General features: G+C 43.7%; 17 protein-coding genes. 8 read left to right on the forward strand and 9 right to left on the reverse strand.

The window, feature by feature from the left end; translation table 11 throughout:
* The first annotated feature begins 8 nt into the window (after nucleotides 1–8).
* The 3 genes from LKO26_RS08955 (at nucleotide 9) to fmt (ending at nucleotide 4430) form a co-directional block, all read left to right on the forward strand.
* On the forward strand, nucleotides 9–1460 hold the full coding sequence (locus LKO26_RS08955) for an OmpA family protein (protein WP_227587515.1): 1452 nt from the start codon (nucleotides 9–11) through the stop codon (nucleotides 1458–1460).
* A gap of 81 nt (nucleotides 1461–1541) precedes the next feature.
* Nucleotides 1542–3440, forward strand: a complete 1899-nt coding sequence (locus LKO26_RS08960) for an ATP-dependent DNA helicase RecQ (protein WP_227587516.1) — start codon at nucleotides 1542–1544, stop codon at nucleotides 3438–3440.
* 42 nt (nucleotides 3441–3482) lie between these two features.
* Entirely contained in the window at nucleotides 3483–4430 is a 948-nt protein-coding gene (gene fmt / locus LKO26_RS08965; protein WP_227587517.1) for a methionyl-tRNA formyltransferase, read from the forward strand.
* A gap of 61 nt (nucleotides 4431–4491) precedes the next feature.
* Here fmt and LKO26_RS08970 read toward each other — a convergent pair whose 3' ends face one another.
* From LKO26_RS08970 to ruvX, 3 genes are all read right to left on the reverse strand, one after another.
* Nucleotides 4492–5040, reverse strand: coding sequence for a DUF5606 domain-containing protein (locus tag LKO26_RS08970; protein WP_227587518.1), 549 nt, complete (start codon nucleotides 5038–5040; stop codon nucleotides 4492–4494).
* 71 nt (nucleotides 5041–5111) lie between these two features.
* Complete coding sequence (def, locus tag LKO26_RS08975) at nucleotides 5112–5684, reverse strand: peptide deformylase (protein ID WP_227587519.1); 573 nt, start codon at nucleotides 5682–5684, stop codon at nucleotides 5112–5114.
* Nucleotides 5681–6097 (reverse strand): Holliday junction resolvase RuvX, encoded by a 417-nt coding sequence (gene ruvX / locus LKO26_RS08980; protein ID WP_227587520.1) that lies wholly within the window; start codon nucleotides 6095–6097, stop codon nucleotides 5681–5683. The genes def and ruvX overlap by 4 nt, the downstream gene beginning before the upstream one ends.
* A gap of 109 nt (nucleotides 6098–6206) precedes the next feature.
* Between ruvX and LKO26_RS08985 the strand changes: the two genes are divergently transcribed.
* Complete coding sequence (locus tag LKO26_RS08985) at nucleotides 6207–6683, forward strand: SixA phosphatase family protein (protein WP_227587521.1); 477 nt, start codon at nucleotides 6207–6209, stop codon at nucleotides 6681–6683.
* Here the strand turns inward: LKO26_RS08985 and rsmD are convergent.
* A complete protein-coding gene (gene rsmD / locus LKO26_RS08990; RefSeq protein WP_227587522.1) occupies nucleotides 6680–7249 on the reverse strand; it encodes a 16S rRNA (guanine(966)-N(2))-methyltransferase RsmD in 570 nt (189 codons plus the stop codon). The genes LKO26_RS08985 and rsmD overlap by 4 nt on opposite strands.
* A gap of 20 nt (nucleotides 7250–7269) precedes the next feature.
* A complete protein-coding gene (locus LKO26_RS08995; protein ID WP_227587523.1) occupies nucleotides 7270–7986 on the reverse strand; it encodes a DUF3822 family protein in 717 nt (238 codons plus the stop codon).
* 132 nt (nucleotides 7987–8118) lie between these two features.
* Here LKO26_RS08995 and LKO26_RS09000 point away from each other — a divergent pair, with 132 nt between their 5' ends.
* Nucleotides 8119–8433 carry a DUF6370 family protein gene (locus LKO26_RS09000; protein ID WP_227587524.1) on the forward strand — a complete coding sequence of 105 codons (315 nt, stop codon included), beginning with the start codon at nucleotides 8119–8121 and terminating at the stop codon, nucleotides 8431–8433.
* Here the strand turns inward: LKO26_RS09000 and LKO26_RS09005 are convergent, their stop codons facing one another.
* Nucleotides 8434–8928 carry a Smr/MutS family protein gene (locus LKO26_RS09005; protein ID WP_227587525.1) on the reverse strand — a complete coding sequence of 165 codons (495 nt, stop codon included), beginning with the start codon at nucleotides 8926–8928 and terminating at the stop codon, nucleotides 8434–8436.
* Nucleotides 8925–9422 (reverse strand): metallophosphoesterase family protein, encoded by a 498-nt coding sequence (locus LKO26_RS09010; RefSeq protein WP_227587526.1) that lies wholly within the window; start codon nucleotides 9420–9422, stop codon nucleotides 8925–8927. The genes LKO26_RS09005 and LKO26_RS09010 overlap by 4 nt, the downstream gene beginning before the upstream one ends.
* A 97-nt stretch (nucleotides 9423–9519) precedes the next feature.
* Here LKO26_RS09010 and LKO26_RS09015 point away from each other — a divergent pair, with 97 nt between their 5' ends.
* The 3 genes from LKO26_RS09015 to LKO26_RS09025 all read left to right on the forward strand — a co-directional run bounded on the left by LKO26_RS09015 (nucleotide 9520) and on the right by LKO26_RS09025 (nucleotide 13112).
* Nucleotides 9520–10725 carry a pyridoxal phosphate-dependent aminotransferase gene (locus tag LKO26_RS09015; protein ID WP_227587527.1) on the forward strand — a complete coding sequence of 402 codons (1206 nt, stop codon included), beginning with the start codon at nucleotides 9520–9522 and terminating at the stop codon, nucleotides 10723–10725.
* 82 nt (nucleotides 10726–10807) lie between these two features.
* Nucleotides 10808–11824 (forward strand): UDP-N-acetylmuramate dehydrogenase, encoded by a 1017-nt coding sequence (murB, locus tag LKO26_RS09020; RefSeq protein WP_227587528.1) that lies wholly within the window; start codon nucleotides 10808–10810, stop codon nucleotides 11822–11824.
* An 82-nt stretch (nucleotides 11825–11906) separates the two neighbouring features.
* The gene (locus tag LKO26_RS09025; RefSeq protein WP_227587529.1) at nucleotides 11907–13112 is read left to right on the forward strand and encodes an RsmB/NOP family class I SAM-dependent RNA methyltransferase; all 1206 of its coding nucleotides are present in this window, start codon (nucleotides 11907–11909) and stop codon (nucleotides 13110–13112) included.
* A gap of 158 nt (nucleotides 13113–13270) precedes the next feature.
* On the opposite strand, the gene LKO26_RS09030 is transcribed toward LKO26_RS09025, so the two are convergent.
* The gene (locus LKO26_RS09030) at nucleotides 13271–14605 is read right to left on the reverse strand and encodes a trigger factor (protein WP_227587530.1); all 1335 of its coding nucleotides are present in this window, start codon (nucleotides 14603–14605) and stop codon (nucleotides 13271–13273) included.
* A gap of 84 nt (nucleotides 14606–14689) precedes the next feature.
* Nucleotides 14690–15235 (reverse strand): hypothetical protein, encoded by a 546-nt coding sequence (locus LKO26_RS09035; protein WP_227587531.1) that lies wholly within the window; start codon nucleotides 15233–15235, stop codon nucleotides 14690–14692.
* Nucleotides 15236–15239 lie beyond the last annotated feature (4 nt).

Consider the following 15239-nt stretch of genomic DNA (forward strand, 5'->3'; position numbering starts at 1 on the left):
ATAACATTATGAAAATTATTAAAACAATTGTGGCATTAGCTTTCACAATTCCTGTAGCTGCACTTGCACAGGACTCGATAGCTGTGACAACAGATGAGTACCCTAATACCTTCTCTTCCGGATCTGCGAATGTTTATCCTTTTACGCAGCAAAGCAAGAGATTTAATGACTGGTCCATCTCTGCGGGTGCAGGTGTACCCTTGGTTCAGTCTGCAGATTTAACTTCACTGAAAAATGGTAATGGTTCCGGGAAAGATATTTTCGGATACTCTGCTTATTTCAGTGTAGACAAAGCCATAACGCACGCATTCGGTCTGAAATTGCAATATGACCGTGGCGAAACCAGACAAGGCTGGTTCAACACCAAAAAAGAAGATCCTACATCTACGGGATTTCAGGAAGTGGGTGCCAGAACGCAATATGATGCAATTTCATTAATGGGAGACATCAACTTCTCTAATTTACTGAGAAGAGTAGATAACAAATCTCCGTACAGATGGGCACTACACGGGTATGCCGGTATCGGTACCCTGGCCTACAGAGCTTATCTGGAAGATCTGAACGGACAAAAGATGATGAAAGAAGTAAAACCTTTCTCCATGAGTTCCCTGTTCGGGCAAGCCGGTGGGGGTCTGAAATACAAAGCAAGCCGCAGAGTAGATATTGAAGGTAGAGTCATGTATGTAGTGACCGGTGATGATCAATTTGATGGTGGTGGCGCACAGTACAGCAGCATCAACAGAAGAGAAGATCAGGTTTCTGATAACTTCATCAATGCTCAACTGGGACTTACCGTAAAACTGGGCAAGCACCAATCTCACCTGTTCTGGCATGATCCGCTGCAGGAAATCTACTACAAACTGGATGTACTGGCAGAAAAAAACAGAGATGTTGAAGTGTGTAAAGCCGGAGATAATGATAACGACGGTGTATGCGATGATTGGGACAGAGAACTGGATACCCCTGCAGGTGCAAGAGTTGACGGTGCAGGTGTAGCACTAGATACAGACCTGGATGGTGTCATAGATCTGTACGATAAGTGTGTAACCGTTCCCGGACCTGTGGAGAATGACGGATGTCCTACTACCACTACCGGAATCATTACTGATGATACCAGAACACTTGAAGGTATTGAGTTTGATCTGGATTCTGACAGAATCCTGCCGTCCAACACTCCTATTCTGAACAATGCAGTAAATTACATTAACTCTACTCAGGGATCTTACAGAGTAGTAGGTGCTACAGATACCAGAGCTTCTGACGCTTACAACCAGAGACTATCTGAAAGAAGAGCCAACAATGTGAAGAACTATCTGATTCAGAACGGTGTAGAAAGCGGCAAACTGGAAGCAGTAGGAAGAGGTGAAAAAGACCTGAAATACCCTGAATGTAACCCTGCTACCAAATGTCCTGAATGGAAAAACAGAGCAAACAGAAGAGTTTATTTCGAAGCGAAATAAATCCGGAAAACTATTGATAAAAAAGGTCACGCAATTGCGTGACCTTTTTATTATCCCCATATATTTTAGTAATTTTATCACATGGTAACGCCCAATGATCTGAAACAACTTAAAACACTGACCCTCAGCCATTTCTGGGGGCATGACGCCTTCAGGGAAAATCAGGAGGCCATCATTGATGCAGTGATCGCAGGCCATGATACCGTAGCGCTTCTGCCTACCGGGGCAGGAAAGTCATTGTGTTACCAGTTACCCGCCCTGATTCTGGAAGGAACCTGTATCGTCATCTCTCCGCTGCTTGCTTTAATGCGGGATCAGGTCATGCAGCTGCGGAACAGAGGCATAGAAGCAGAATTTATCTCTTCGGACATGGATGAATTTGAACTTGAAAACGTATTCTCCAAATGCAAAGAAGGCCTGACGAAACTGCTGTATGTATCGCCCGAAAGACTCACCAATCCGCAGTTTCTGCAAAATATGCAGGAGGTACAGGTTTCATTCATTGCCGTAGATGAGGCGCACTGTATCTCGGAATGGGGACAGGATTTCAGACCCAGCTATCAGAACATTAAAAATTTCAGAACAGATCATTCCGGATTGGCCTGTCTGGCACTTACGGCGACCGCTACACCAAAAGTTTTGCAGGAAATCATTCAGAAACTGGAGTTCCGGCAGCCCAAAATTTTTCAGAAAAGTTTCAAAAGAGATAATATTAAAATCTACATTGATCAGGTAGGCGATAAATACCAAAGAATTTTTGATCTGCTCCGGTACAATAAAAACACAGGCATCATCTACACCCGAACCCGCAAAGAAGCCGAAGATCTGACCCGATTTCTGAAACAAAACCGTCTGGAGAACGTAGATTACTTTCATGCCGGCCTTACTACCGCAGAAAAAAAACAGCGACAGAAAAAATGGATTTCCGGTAATGACCAGGTACTGGTGGCCACCAACGCTTTCGGAATGGGTATCGATAAAGACAATGTGAGGCTGATCATTCATTATTCCGTACCGGCCAGTCTGGAGAACTATTACCAGGAAATAGGCCGCGCGGGCCGAGACGGTGCCCTCAGCTATGCGTTTATGCTTTGGAACGAGCAGGAACTGGATCAGTATAACCAACTCCTGCAATATCAGATTCCGAACCGAAAAGAATTTTGTGATGTAATCACTTATCTCTATTCTGTTTTTCAGATTGCAGACGCAGACCTTCCGGAAAAAACGTTTCAGTTGCAGATTGAAAAGCTGACCCGGCTAAGCAGAACCTCATCCGGAAAAGTAAAAAACATCCTGAACTTCCTTCATAACCAGGAACTGGTTTATGTGAATAATAATAAAAGTCTCTCTGCCCTGCAATTGAACATCAAACCAGAAGAAATGGATCTGCTGCCGAAAAAGGACAGTTATTTCATAGAACTTTTGCTCAGAAATCTTCCCGGAATTGCCATCCACAGGGTACTCTTCAGTGAGCACAACCTCGGATTAAAAATCGGGGCAGATGCCCTGCTTCTGAAAGAGAGAATCCGGGAATTGCAGGCACAGGGACATCTGGAATATACAGACGGCGCCCTGGCCAGCATCAATTTTCTGAAACCCCGGGATGACCGCTCTGTAAAAGGCCGTTATTGGCAACTTTTTCAGCAAATCCAGCAGAATAAACTGCAGAAATGGGAGGAAATGAAATTCTTTGTACACCAAAAAACCCATTGTAGAATGAGGCTTATCTTGGCTTACTTCGGCGAGAAAAATTCCAAAAACTGTGGTCAGTGTAATACCTGTGAGGCCAGAACCCCTGCTGCGCCGGCAAGTATTCCGGACGAAATTCTGAATATTTTGCGAAACGGTGCAGGAACAGCAGATGAAATTTCAATTCAGCTGAATTTCATTCCGAGGGAAAAAGTTCTGGAAAACCTTATCCTTCTCCTGGATGCCGGAAAAGTAAAAATGCTGAATTTCAGAACCTATGCACTGGCCTGATCAATAAACGAAAACACCTAATAAAACCGTATAATTTTTTGAATGAAACCACTTAAAGTAATTTTCTTCGGAACACCGGAGTTTGCCAGGACAGCATTACAGGCCATTCATGAGTCGCACCATGAAATAGCAGCCGTAGTCACGGTAGCAGACAAAGCCAGCGGCCGGGGCCAAAAAATAAACCAGTCGCCCGTAAAAATGTATGCAGAAGAACAGCACTTGCGGGTATTGCAGCCGGAGAAACTCAGAAATCCTGAATTCTTAGAAGAAATAAAGGCACTGAATGCAGATGTATTTGTAGTAGTAGCCTTCCGGATGATGCCCAAAGTCCTGTTTGAGATCCCGCCGCTCGGAACGTTCAATCTTCATGCATCATTACTGCCGGATTACCGGGGTGCGGCACCCATTAACTACGCCATCATTAACGGAGAAACCAAAACCGGTGCAACCACCTTTTTCATTAATGAAAAAATAGACGAAGGCCATATGCTTCTGCAGACCGAGGTGGAAATTCTGCCGGACGAAAATGCCGGCCAATTACATGATAAACTGATGACCACCGGTGCTGCACTTATTGTAAAAACGCTGGATGGACTGGCCGCAAACAGCCTTACCACTACACCGCAGCCACATACAGAGAAGCCGAAAAATGCTTTTAAAATCTTCAAAGAGGATACGCGCATCAACTGGAATCAGAAGTCTGAGACCGTTCATAATTTCATCCGCGGCATGTCTCCGTACCCTGCTGCTTTTACCACGATTAAAATGGGAGACGAAGAGAAATTTCTTAAAATTTACACCGGAAAGTATGAAATCACAGACGCACATACAATTCCCGGCACTGTGAAAGCAGATAAAAACAGCATCAGAATACACACGGCAGACGGATTCTACTGCCCGCTGGAAGTTCAGCTGGAAGGCAAAAAGAAGATGCCTGTAAAGGATTTTCTGAACGGACTGCGCAGTTTTGATGACCTCAGTATCGCATAAAAAAGCTCTGTCACCTCACCTGGTGACAGAGCTTTTTGCTTAAACAAAAAACCTTACTTTATTAGCCTTGTTTTCTGTGTGTGGACTTCGGTGCTGACTTGGCAGCAGAAGTGGCTGCTTTGGCCTTTGGCGCTGCAGATTTTTTTGCTTTCGCTTCGGCAGGCTTTGGTGCTTCTGTTTTTACTTCTGCGGCTTCTTCGGTGTTCTGTTCAGGTTTTACGAAGCTTTCTTCTGTAATGTATCCCGCAGCGTGCAGGATATTGTACCACTGAGCCAGTTTTTTGATGTCTGAAACATATACCCGTTCTGTATCATAATTGGGTAAAGCCACATCCATAAAAGTTCTCAGTTCTGCTTCGTCTGATTTGTGAGATACCGTAGCCTGATACCCGTTATCTTTAGCAATATTTTCAAAAACATCAAACAACGGAACTTCCTGGTCAAATGTGAACATGGCAATATTGTCTAACAGGCTTACCTGGCTAGAATTTCCTATACTTAGTTTTTTCTTAGAGGTAATATCCTCAATGATAAATCCGTTTCTTAATTGTGATACCAGTTTAAAGAGACCTGGTTTTCCCGAAATTGAAATAATTTTCTCTAACTCCATAAATATAACTTTTATAGTGCCACGCCCCGCATGGCTGTTTTATCTTTATTTTCTAAATTCTATCTGAATGGTTATTTAGGAAACCGCATCGTGTAATTCACGTTCACATCACCATTCATAATTTTGTTCAGTTTCCCTTTTACCAGTTTTTTCTTGAGCGATGAGAGATGATCTGTAAACAAAATTCCTTCTATATGATCATACTCATGCTGAATAACGCGGGCACGAATATCGGAAAAAGTTTCGGTATGCTTCACAAAATTCTCATCAAAATACTCAATCAGAATGGTTTCTTTGCGTTTCACATCTTCGCGTACATCCGGAATAGAAAGGCAACCCTCATTAAATTTCCACTCTTCACCACTTTCTTCCAGGATTCTGGCATTGATGAATACTTTCTTAAAATCCTTCAGGTCTTCTGCAATATCAGCGTAGTCTTCGTCTTCTGCCAGGGGCGAAACATCTACACAAAACAGACGGATATCCAGTCCTACCTGTGGTGCCGCCAGGCCTATACCATTGGCAGACTCCATGGTTTCGTACATATTTGCAATCAATTCCTTTAGGTTTGGATAATCCGGGCCTATGTCCTGCCCTACTTTCCTTAAAACCGGGTCTCCGAAAGACCGAATTGGTAAAATCATTTCTTTATCTTTTCTAAAAAATTCTGTAATATAATCGTGGCACTTACCTTATCAATCAGCCCTTTGTTTTGCCTTTCCTTTTTGGATTTTCCGCTCTGCGAAATAAAAAAAGATGCCATTTTTGAGGTAAACCGTTCATCTAAACGGTGCACCGTGATGCCGGGATACTGCTCACTGAAAGTTGCAATAAATTTCAGGATATCTGCTTCTACCTCAGAGAGATTCCCCTTCAGATCTGTGGGAAGTCCTACTACTACCTGTTCCACTTCATTTCCGCGGAAATATCGTGCAAGAAAGTCAAAGAGTTTCACCGTTTCCACCGTATCCAGACCACTTGCAATCATCTGTAAATCATCTGTTACAGCAATTCCGGTCCTCTTCTTTCCATAATCAATGGCCATGATTTGCCCCATAAGGTGCAAATTTAAACATTTTTAGCGGTTCTTTTGGTTGATGTTGATGTTCTGCATGCGTAAAATCAAAAATTATTTATAATTTTATTTCCCCAAATCCAAAAAACATATGAAAAGACTTATCCTTGTTCGCCATGCCAAAAGTGACTGGCCGGAACACACCGAAGATTTCGACCGCCCCCTTGCGGAACGCGGTCTGCACGATGCGGCCAGGATGTCGCAGTTTTTGAAAAACCAGCAGATTTCCATAGACCGGCTCATTTCCAGCCCTGCCGTGCGTGCCTTCACTACTTCCGAAATTTTTCATCAGACGCTGCAAACGCCTATGTTTACAGATGAAAAACTATACCAGCCTACAGAGCGCAATCTGCTCTCCGTCATTCACGATATAGAAGACAGCATCAGTTCGGTAGCGCTCTTTTCACACAATAACGGGATTTCCAATTTTGCGAATACCATGACGGAAGATGTATTTCTGTTCCCTACCTGTGGTGTAGCGGGTTTCGAAATCAACTGTACCTCCTGGTCAGAATTTGAAGGGGCAGAAAAGAAACTGGTATTTTTTTACGAGCCCAAACACCTTTAGTCCTCTGCTGCAGTTTCTTCTGCTTTGAACAGCGAGAAACTTACATTTCCATATTTCCTGGTTTCTGAAAGCCGGGAATCATCTGGCGCGTTTTTCGTTTGATGTTCTACCACCAGCAGCCCGTTTTCTTTCACGTAATTATTATTGAGTATCAACGCAATCAGTTCCTGGTATTTTTTAGCATCCAGATCAAAAGGCGGATCTGCAAAGACAATATCGTATTGTTTTCTGCCGCGGTTTTTCTTCAGCCATTCGAACACATCTCCGCGCTGAATATTCATCTGTATGGCCATATCCAGGTCACCGGCCGTACTGTTGATGAATGCACAATGCTTCGGGTTCATCTCTACTGAAGTAACATCCGGACAATACCTTGAGGCAAACTCCAGCGAAATAGAACCGATGCCGGCAAACAAATCCAGCACTGCCACAGATTCCAGATCAAAACGATGCTCCAGAATGCTGAACAAGGCTTCTTTGGCAAAATCTGTGGTAGGTCTTACATCAAAATTTTTGGGTGCTGCAATTTTCTTTGCTTTCCATTTTCCGGCGATAATTCTGTACATATAGGAGAAGATTCTGATGTTTAATTGTTGATAAGGAATTTTTTCTTCGGTAGATTGTCATAAACAATTTTCAGTTGCTTTACAAATTTCTGCAATTCTGAAATGAATGTTTCGTTTTCGGAAGTCTCACCATAGACGTAAAAACGGGTTTCATTAATGCCAAAATCTATTTTACTGAGGCTGAACATAATGAAATACAGAAAATCCACTTCCGAAGTCATATCCAGATTGTTATAAAGCTTAATTTTCTTGCCGTTCAGAGCAAAAAACTCACACTGGTTATGATGCAGGTTGATGTGGATCTCTTTTCCGCTGCGGGGCGAAATTGAACTCAGGAACTTTTCTCCGGAAAAATTAAAGTTGACCGGGATATTTTTACCTTTCAGCCTATGATAGAGATCTTTCGGAAAAGTATAGTAAAACTGTACGCCGTATTTTTTGTTCACGGCAAGCATCAGTTCCTCCTTATCTGCATCTATTCCGGCATTCAGGGCAATCAGGTCATAGCCGGCATCGTGCTGGCTGAATCCTTCCGGAACCATGGTAAAATGATTCAGGGCAGAAATGACGGTAATCCGGTCTGTTTTCTTTTCCAGAACCGCATTCAGTTTTTCCAGTACGGAATCCTGCAGAACTTCATCATCCGGAGTAAAAGATGATTCTTCCTTTACGCTTTTACTGCGCATGAACTGATAAAACACCGAATCTTTGGTAAAGAGTAAATTTAATTTTTCCATCGTTGAAGACAGCAAATTTATTAAATAATTCCCGGCCTGAAAAATATCATGTCCGGAAGCGGCAAATCTTTGGTCAGACCCGGATATTGAAAGGATAATATGCTTACATTTATACTGTTTAAAAATACCGTTATGAAAAAGTTAATTCTGTTTTTGTCCCTTTGCGTTTCTGTAGTGATGTTTGCGCAAAAAAAAATCACCAACCAGGTTGTAGAGGCTTCCTGTGGCATGTGTCAGTTTAATCAAAAATCGGACAAAGGTTGTTTTCTGAATGTGAAAATAGACCAGAAAATATACGAGGTAGTGGGAACCACCATCAATGATCACGGTAATGCCCATGCAGATGATGGTTTCTGTAATAAAGTACGGAAGGCGAAAGTGACCGGCGTGATTAAAAAAAATCAGTTTGTAGCCTCTAGTTTCACCCTGCTTCCGGAGAAGAAATAATCAACGGAACAGCACCGATACCGAACCCGACTGGTGGCGCAGGATTTCATTGTGGTGAAAATCCAGGTTGATCTGGCTTTCCAGTACATCCAGCACCATATTCTGCAGCGTTCCGTCTCCGATGCCGTGGATGATTTCCAGACGTTTCAGGTTATTTCTGCGGCAAAAGTCCAAAGTTTCCTGCAACTTTTCCTTCTGAATGAATAAACGTTCAAAACTGCTGTATGCAGCCGGATCATCCACTAAGTTTTCAAAGTGAAGATCCAGAATCAGCGGTTTTTTATTGTGCTTTTTTGAGACCGGTTTATCCGTTTCCTTTTTCCGGACCACCGGTGTGGCTTCATACAGATCTTTTTGGTGCATCACCAGGTTCTTCCGGTGATACTCGTGGGTAAAACCGTGTTCATCCTTCAGCACCACGGTTTCTCCTTTCACAGAAGTCACGATTCCGGAAAGATTCTCATCCAGCACAGATACTTTGTCTCCTATTTTCATGTTCTTGATCCCAGTTCTATCACTTCCAGATTTTTAATCTCCTTTCCTTCTATTTCAAAACGCATCATGGTGCGCACTTTGTGCCAGCCGGATTTGCCGCAGGCGCCGGGATTCAGATGCAGCAAGTCATACTTTTCATCATACATAGCTTTCAAAATATGAGAATGTCCGGAGATAAACAACCCGGGAGATTTCGCTTGAATTTCTTTCCTGGCCAGTGGCGTATATTTTCCCGGATAGCCGCCTATGTGAATCATGAGCACTTCTACTTCTTCGCAAAAGAAACGGTTTACTTCCGGCACAGATTTGCGCACATCTGCACCGTCTATATTGCCGTACACTCCTTTCATGGGTTTGATGGCAGCCAGTTCATCCAGAACCTCCACCGTACCAAAATCACCGCAATGCCAGATTTCATCAACCTGCGAAGCATAATCTCTGATACGGTCGTCCAGATGGGAATGAGTGTCCGAAAGGAGCAGGATTTTTTTCATTGCACAAAATTAGGCAATTTAAGCAGACCGAAACAATGGTAAAATGACCCGCTGTTCTCCTGAAAATTTCCTTAAATTTGCATAAATTATTTTTACAATGCCAAAGATTTCAAAAAGGGCTCAGGAAATGCCCGCTTCACCGGTACGAAAACTGGTTCCCTATGCCCTGAAAGCCAAGGAAAGAGGAATAAAAGTGTATCACCTGAACATTGGTCAGCCCGATATTGAAACCCCGCAAACTGCGATAGACGCATTAAAAAATATAGACCTGAAAGTGCTGGAATACGCCCTGTCTGAAGGTAATCTGGAGTACAGAACCGCGCTGCGGGATTACTACCACCGGCTGGGATTTACAGATCTTACTACCAATAATTTTATTGTCACCAACGGCGGATCTGAAGCCCTGAACTTTGCGCTCTCTACGCTTTGTGATGACGGAGACGAAGTCATCATTCCCGAACCGTACTATGCCAACTATAACGGCTTTACCAACGCACTGAATGTGAATGTGGTTGCCATACCCTCTACCATAGACAGTGGTTTTGCCCTGCCGCCGATGGAAGAATTTGAAAAGAAAATCACCGCGAAGACCAAAGCGATCATCATTTGTAATCCGGGGAATCCTACCGGATACCTGTACACCCGCGAGGAACTGCAAAAACTGGCAGATATCGCCCTGAAACATGACATCGTGATTATTTCTGACGAAGTGTACCGGGAATATGTGTATGACGGGAAACAGCAGGTTTCTATCTTTGATTTCCCGGAGCTGGCCGAACACGCCATCATCATCGACTCTGAATCCAAGCGGTATTCCATGTGTGGTGCGCGCATTGGTTGTCTGATTACCCGCTCAAAAAGGATTCATGATGCCGCCATGCTCTTTGCACAGGCACGTTTGTCGCCGGTACTCCTGGGTCAGATTGCGGCCGCTGCGGCACACGAAAATGACACCGCTTACATCATGAGTGTTCGCGAAGAATACACCAAAAGAAGAAATTTACTGGTAGATTTACTGAACGGAATTCCCGGAGTCATTTGCCCCAAGCCGAAAGGCGCTTTCTACTGCGGCGTAGAACTTCCGATAGACGATTCTGACAAGTTTGCGCAGTGGCTGCTGGAAAAATATTCTCATCATAACGAAACCGTGATGGTAGCGCCAATGAGCGGTTTTTACAGCAATCCGGAACTGGGCAAAAAGCAAGTTCGCATCGCCTACGTACTGAAGGAAGAAGACCTCAGAAGAAGTGTAGAACTGCTGAACGATGCCCTGCAGAAATACAGAGCAGAATTTAATCTCTAAAAACTGAACAAATTATCACAAAAAAACGGGTTACAGCCCGTTTTCTGATTTTGAACCGCTTCATTAACCAACGGAAATACCCATGATTCAGGAAAATGTTTCTTTAAAAAATTACAATACGTTCGGCGTAGATGTCAATGCACAATTCTTTGCTGAAATCACCAATCTGCAAGAACTGCAGCAGGTTTTAGATTTTGCCCGCACCGCATCCCTCGAACTGCTTTTTTTGGGTGGCGGCAGCAATGTTTTGTTGACGTGTGACTTTGCAGGTTTGGTGATTCAATTGAATTTAAAGGGGATTTCCGTAGCCGAAGAAACTGAAGGACATGTCCTGGTGACCGCTCAGGCAGGAGAAAACTGGCATCAGTTTGTTCAGTTTTGCCTCAGCCATCAGTACGGCGGACTGGAGAATCTGTCGCTGATTCCCGGTAATGTGGGCACATCTCCCATGCAGAACATCGGTGCATACGGTACTGAAATCAAGGACTGCTTCGTACATTGCCTGGTGCTGAATCTGGAAACCGGCAATACAAAAGTTTTCAATCATGAACAATGCCGGTTCGGATACCGTGACTCCGTTTTCAAGCAGGAAGGCAAAGGAAAATATGTGATTCTGGAAGTGACCTTCAGGCTGACCACCAAAAACCACAGGATTCGTATAGAATACGGCGCTATACAATCTGAGCTGACCAATGCTGGAATCGTGAATCCCACCATTCAGGATGTTTCCCGTGCCGTCATCGCCATCCGCCGCAGTAAACTGCCCGATCCGGAAATCATGGGTAATGCCGGCAGTTTTTTTAAAAACCCTTCCATTCCTGCAGCACAGTATGATACATTAAAACAAACATTTCCGCAAATACCGGGTTATCCCGGCGGACAGCTCGTGAAAGTACCTGCCGGCTGGCTGATTGAGCAATGCGGATGGAAAGGAAAACAAATTGGAAATGTGGCCACTCATGAACTGCAGGCTTTGGTCATCATCAATAAAACCGGAAAGGCCACCGGGCAGGAAATCTATGATTTCTCCGCCATGATTATAGAATCCGTACAGGAGAAATTCGGTATTACGCTGGAGCGCGAAGTAAATATAATCTGATTTCTGCAGAGCATCTTCCCATTAAATCCTTATTTTTGCAGCGTGTGATTTTTTGCACGCTTTTAATTTTTAAACATCTATTATGGAACTCATACACAGAAACTTACTGATCGGAATTCACGATGCCCTGCAGGAAACCTTCTTTCAGGATAAAAAATATGCAGACAAAGTCATCGAACGCCTGCTGAAGTCCCACAAAAAATGGGGCAGCGAAGACCGCAAAGTGGTTTCAGAGATATTTTACAACATCATTCGCTGGAAAAAACGGCTGGAATACTATATGGGCGAAGGCGTAAAGCCCAATAATGTCTATAAGCTCATCCTCGCCTATCTGCTTTGGAGCAAAACCCACTACAAAAAATTTGAAGAGTTTGACGGAATAAAAATCGCAGACATCCTTAATAAATTAAAGAAAGGGACGGTCCCCACAAAAGCGATTGAACACTCCATTCCCGATTGGCTGGCCGAAACCCTGGAGAAGGAACTGGGTCCCAACTGGGAGCGCGAAATGAATGCTTTAAACGAACAGGCGCCTACCGTTCTGCGTGCCAACACGCTGAAGACCTCTGCCAGAGAACTGGTCTCTGACCTGAAACATGAAAATGTGGAAAGCTTTCAGATTCGTGACTATCCGGATGCTGTGCAACTGGAGGAGAAGAAAAATGTGTTCCTGACCACAGCTTTCAAAGAGGGGCTTTTTGAAGTTCAGGATGCCTCTTCACAAAAAATAGGAAAACTATTGGATGTTCAGGAAGGCATGCGCGTGGTCGATGCCTGTGCCGGTGCAGGTGGCAAAACGCTGCATCTGGCCGCTCTGATGAACAATAAAGGACAAATCATTGCGCTGGATATTTACGAATGGAAACTCGCTGAACTGAAACGCCGTGCCAAAAGAGCCGGTGCCCATAACATAGAAAACCGCCTGATTACCGATAACAAAGTGATCAAAAGATTACACGGCACCGCAGACCGCCTGCTGATTGATGCCCCGTGCTCCGGACTGGGCGTTTTAAAAAGAAACCCCGACAGCAAATGGAAAATTGACGCCGATTTTATAGCGCGTATTAAAAATGAACAGCAGCAGATTCTTCAGGACTACTCCAAAATGCTGAAAAAAGGCGGAAAAATGATTTACGCCACCTGTTCCATTCTGCCTTCTGAAAACAATGAGCAGGCTGCACTCTTCCTGAAAAACAATCCGGAATTCTCACTGCTGAAAGAAGAAAAAATAATGCCGAGCGAAGGCTATGACGGTTTCTATATGGCTCTGATGCAACGCAACGCCTGATGTAAAACCCAACAAATATTATCGTTTACAATCCGCCGAGGTAACTCCTTTGTACCCGCTTTTTGAGATACCGGAGCGACCCGCAATGAATACAAATGTACAAACATAAAAAATCCGCCCTTTAAAAAAAGGCGGATTTAATTTTTCCCGGTTGGGAATTATTTTTTAAGAATCTCCAGGAACTCGTCATGAGAGATCTTGGTTTCCTTTTTAGTGGCTTTTTCCAGAATGACATCTTTAAGTTTTGCCATGGCCACTTCAGATGAAATCTGACGAACCTGTTCTTCTTCTTTCAGCATTTCTACTGCATACTTCTGAATTTCTTCATCCGGCAAATGGTGAATACCATAGATCGCCAGCTGATTTCTTACCAGTTGTTCTGCCTGTGCCAGTACATCTGCATAGTCCAGTTTAATCTCATTATCGTTCATCAGTTTCCCTTCAATAATCTGGTGTTTGATGGCCGCTTTTTCATTTTCCAGAACTTCTGCTGCCTGCTCTTCAGTCTGAATACCTTCATTGCTGAACATCAGCCATTTTTTCAGGAATGTTTCCGGAAGCTGAATTTCTTCTTTCTCTGTAATCTGCTCCAGAACATTATTTACGAAATAAATATCTGCGTTCTGCTGGAAATACTCATCCAGTTCAGTTTTCACTTTTGCTTTCAGTTCTTCCTCACTGTTTACCGTTCCGGCACCATAAACTTTATCAAAAAGCTCCTGGTTCAGTTCGTGATTATTCAATCCGTAGAAATCTTTCACAGAAACTTCCACTTCATCATGGTGCAGGTGCTCCACATCTGCCTTGCTGAAGCCCAGTTCTTTTGCCAGATCCTCATCTGCCAGCAGCGTTTCTTTGGTCACCTTTACAGATTCATCCATTTTCAGGGACTTTACCAATTTGAAAGCCGCTTTGTTCTCTGCGTTGATGGTTACATTTTTTGCCGGATGGTGGTGTTCTCCTTCTGCATCTTCTTCCACTACCTGCGCCACCTCCAGTGCCACATAACTGTCCTTACCTATCTTCTCCTGTGGTACCTGCTCTGCAAAACGCTTCTGCATGTTTTCAACAGATTGTGTAATTTCTTTATCAGACGCTTCTACCTTGTAATGAGGAGCTTCATATTTAGCAAGGTCTATGGTTACAGCAGGTTCATACCCTACTTCAAAAGCTACAGAAAGCTGCTCTGCATTGTGATCAAAATCATCTACAGGCTGCGGAACCGGCTGGCCCACCATTCTAAGGTTATTTTCTGTAATATAGTTGTTCAGACCTTCATTGACCAGTTTATTGATTTCTTCAAAGGCTACGGGCGCTTCGTACTGACGTCTCACCATGCCCATAGGCACTTTTCCTTTTCTGAAACCCGGAACCTGCGCATTTTTTGCGTAGTTGTGAAGTTGCTTTTCTACTTTGTCCTTATAATCTGCTCTGTCTACCGTTACGGTAAGTAAAGCGCTAACCTCATCGTGGTTTTTTGCTGATACATTCATTGTTCTATCGAAATTTTAAGAGATGCAAAAGTATGCATTTTTTTTAAATTTATATGCCTGAATAATGGTAAAAAATCCTTAAAATCAGTCAGTAATATCAAAAAAGGCAACGGCATCTGTCTCACCACCCGTCACGCTGCCCCAGGCGGTTCCGTTCTGTCCCTCATCTACCGTTACCGGATCATGATAAAGCGTCAGTTCCAGCCTCGCATCTGTGGTGGCAATCTGATTAACCGTCCATTGCACCGCAATCCCCAGGCGTTTCCCGTCATTGCGGATTTCTGCATCTGTACGGACCAGACTGATCTCTGCATTTTTAAAGTCATAAATCAGAAAATGCTCGTCCCGTTCCTCTATAATTTCCTGTGTAATGTCTTCTGAACCATTCCGGAAGATGACCTGCACATCGTAGATTTTGCCCGTTTCCAGATGCAGATGCGGATAATGAGCGGCATTGGCCACATACGTATAGCTCTGTACCACACCGGTTCCCTGCTCCTCTACTGCCAGGATTACAGAGGATACCTCTTCCTGAGCCAGCACATCGGCATTTTCATCGGCACGGCTGCATCCCTGTATCATGAGAAGGGTAAAGGCCAAAAAAAGTGATTTTATAATAGTATTCTTCATGAGT

The organism is Chryseobacterium sp. MFBS3-17 (genome assembly GCF_020687745.1).
Taxonomy (GTDB): Bacteria; Bacteroidota; Bacteroidia; order Flavobacteriales; family Weeksellaceae; genus Marnyiella.

What these genes read in the sequence shown, in the direction of transcription:
- LKO26_RS08955 (WP_227587515.1), top strand. Translation starts at nt 9, where the DNA reads ATGAAAATTATTAAAACAATTGTGGCATTAGCTTTCACAATTCCTGTA.
- LKO26_RS08960 (WP_227587516.1), top strand. Translation starts at nt 1,542, where the DNA reads ATGGTAACGCCCAATGATCTGAAACAACTTAAAACACTGACCCTCAGC.
- fmt (WP_227587517.1), top strand. Translation starts at nt 3,483, where the DNA reads ATGAAACCACTTAAAGTAATTTTCTTCGGAACACCGGAGTTTGCCAGG.
- LKO26_RS08970 (WP_227587518.1), bottom strand. Translation starts at nt 5,040, where the DNA reads ATGGAGTTAGAGAAAATTATTTCAATTTCGGGAAAACCAGGTCTCTTT.
- def (WP_227587519.1), bottom strand. Translation starts at nt 5,684, where the DNA reads ATGATTTTACCAATTCGGTCTTTCGGAGACCCGGTTTTAAGGAAAGTA.
- ruvX (WP_227587520.1), bottom strand. Translation starts at nt 6,097, where the DNA reads ATGGGGCAAATCATGGCCATTGATTATGGAAAGAAGAGGACCGGAATT.
- LKO26_RS08985 (WP_227587521.1), top strand. Translation starts at nt 6,207, where the DNA reads ATGAAAAGACTTATCCTTGTTCGCCATGCCAAAAGTGACTGGCCGGAA.
- rsmD (WP_227587522.1), bottom strand. Translation starts at nt 7,249, where the DNA reads ATGTACAGAATTATCGCCGGAAAATGGAAAGCAAAGAAAATTGCAGCA.
- LKO26_RS08995 (WP_227587523.1), bottom strand. Translation starts at nt 7,986, where the DNA reads ATGGAAAAATTAAATTTACTCTTTACCAAAGATTCGGTGTTTTATCAG.
- LKO26_RS09000 (WP_227587524.1), top strand. Translation starts at nt 8,119, where the DNA reads ATGAAAAAGTTAATTCTGTTTTTGTCCCTTTGCGTTTCTGTAGTGATG.
- LKO26_RS09005 (WP_227587525.1), bottom strand. Translation starts at nt 8,928, where the DNA reads ATGAAAATAGGAGACAAAGTATCTGTGCTGGATGAGAATCTTTCCGGA.
- LKO26_RS09010 (WP_227587526.1), bottom strand. Translation starts at nt 9,422, where the DNA reads ATGAAAAAAATCCTGCTCCTTTCGGACACTCATTCCCATCTGGACGAC.
- LKO26_RS09015 (WP_227587527.1), top strand. Translation starts at nt 9,520, where the DNA reads ATGCCAAAGATTTCAAAAAGGGCTCAGGAAATGCCCGCTTCACCGGTA.
- murB (WP_227587528.1), top strand. Translation starts at nt 10,808, where the DNA reads ATGATTCAGGAAAATGTTTCTTTAAAAAATTACAATACGTTCGGCGTA.
- LKO26_RS09025 (WP_227587529.1), top strand. Translation starts at nt 11,907, where the DNA reads ATGGAACTCATACACAGAAACTTACTGATCGGAATTCACGATGCCCTG.
- LKO26_RS09030 (WP_227587530.1), bottom strand. Translation starts at nt 14,605, where the DNA reads ATGAATGTATCAGCAAAAAACCACGATGAGGTTAGCGCTTTACTTACC.
- LKO26_RS09035 (WP_227587531.1), bottom strand. Translation starts at nt 15,235, where the DNA reads ATGAAGAATACTATTATAAAATCACTTTTTTTGGCCTTTACCCTTCTC.